This window comes from Bacteroides sp. An19 (genome assembly GCF_002160215.1).
Classification (GTDB): domain Bacteria; phylum Bacteroidota; class Bacteroidia; order Bacteroidales; family Bacteroidaceae; genus Phocaeicola; species Phocaeicola intestinalis.
The window spans coordinates 1-993 of the sequence record NZ_NFKD01000139.1 but is presented as its reverse complement, the minus strand read 5'-3'; the positions used below and the strand labels follow the sequence as shown (position 1 = coordinate 993).

2 protein-coding genes are annotated in these 993 nt (G+C 43.7%); both read left to right on the top strand.

Annotation, left to right across the window (positions count from 1 at the left end; genetic code table 11):
- The first annotated feature begins 125 nt into the window (after positions 1–125).
- A complete protein-coding gene (locus B5F25_RS20870) occupies positions 126–629 on the top strand; it encodes a phosphoribosyltransferase (protein WP_087251751.1) in 504 nt (167 codons plus the stop codon).
- Positions 626–817 (top strand): hypothetical protein, encoded by a 192-nt coding sequence (locus B5F25_RS20865; protein WP_241148468.1) that lies wholly within the window; start codon positions 626–628, stop codon positions 815–817. The genes B5F25_RS20870 and B5F25_RS20865 overlap by 4 nt, the downstream gene beginning before the upstream one ends.
- Positions 818–993: the final 176 nt, after the last annotated feature.

Genomic DNA, 993 nt, shown 5'->3' with positions numbered 1-993 from the left:
GCAACCAAATTCAGGGATGACCGTGCCGATGTCAACTAAATTAACGGATAGCTATAACCGAGGCAACTTTTAACAGGTTTAAGACTTTGAGATAGTCAACCAAAATCAGGCTAATACAGTGGCTGATGAAATACTATCCTGTACGCATCAAGAACGTGGGTGAGCAGCAAAAGGCTGACCGGCAGACCATTTGGAATTTCAAGGACGGACGGGCATACGAGCAAGTAGCCCAAATGACTGCCAGACACTTGCAAGAACTTTTCGGCAGTCGGCTCACAAGCATCGTATTCACCTGTGTACCTGCATCAACGCAAGAGAAGAACGAACTGCGCTACAAGCGTTTTTCGGAAAGGGTATGCGAACTCACCCATGCCATCAACGGCTATCCCCATATGCAGGTGTCGGCAGGACGGTTGGCAGTACACGAACACCGAAAGGACGAAACCGAGGCTCGGACGGCACAAATGGCAGACTATGACACTGATTTCTTCAAGGGCAAAGATGTGTTGCTCTTTGACGACATCATCACCAAAGGCATATCCTATGCCACCACAGCCGACAACTTGGAAGCGTGTGGGGCAAACGTGTTGGGCGGTTTGTTCTTGGCAAAGACATTCTACAAGGTATGATGATGATACGGACAGACATTACAAAGACGGCAGCGTTCACAGGACACCGTTTTATCCGCTACAAGGACAGACAGCAGTTGAAAACCAATCTTGAAAGGGCAATCACGGGTTGCTACCATTCGGGCATCCGCCACTTCCTTTGCGGCATGTTATGTAAAATTTTACATAACATGCCTTATGTATACTAAAATATTATGTAAAGGCAAAGTTCTCTATAATCTGATATATACATGGTTAGAATTGTCATCATACCTAAATTCTATACATAAAAATTGGCTATATTAGAGCGTCTAATCAATAGTTAATTAAGTATGTATAAACAGATTAAAACTTTTGAAGAGGTATCTTCATCAATTTTGGATAT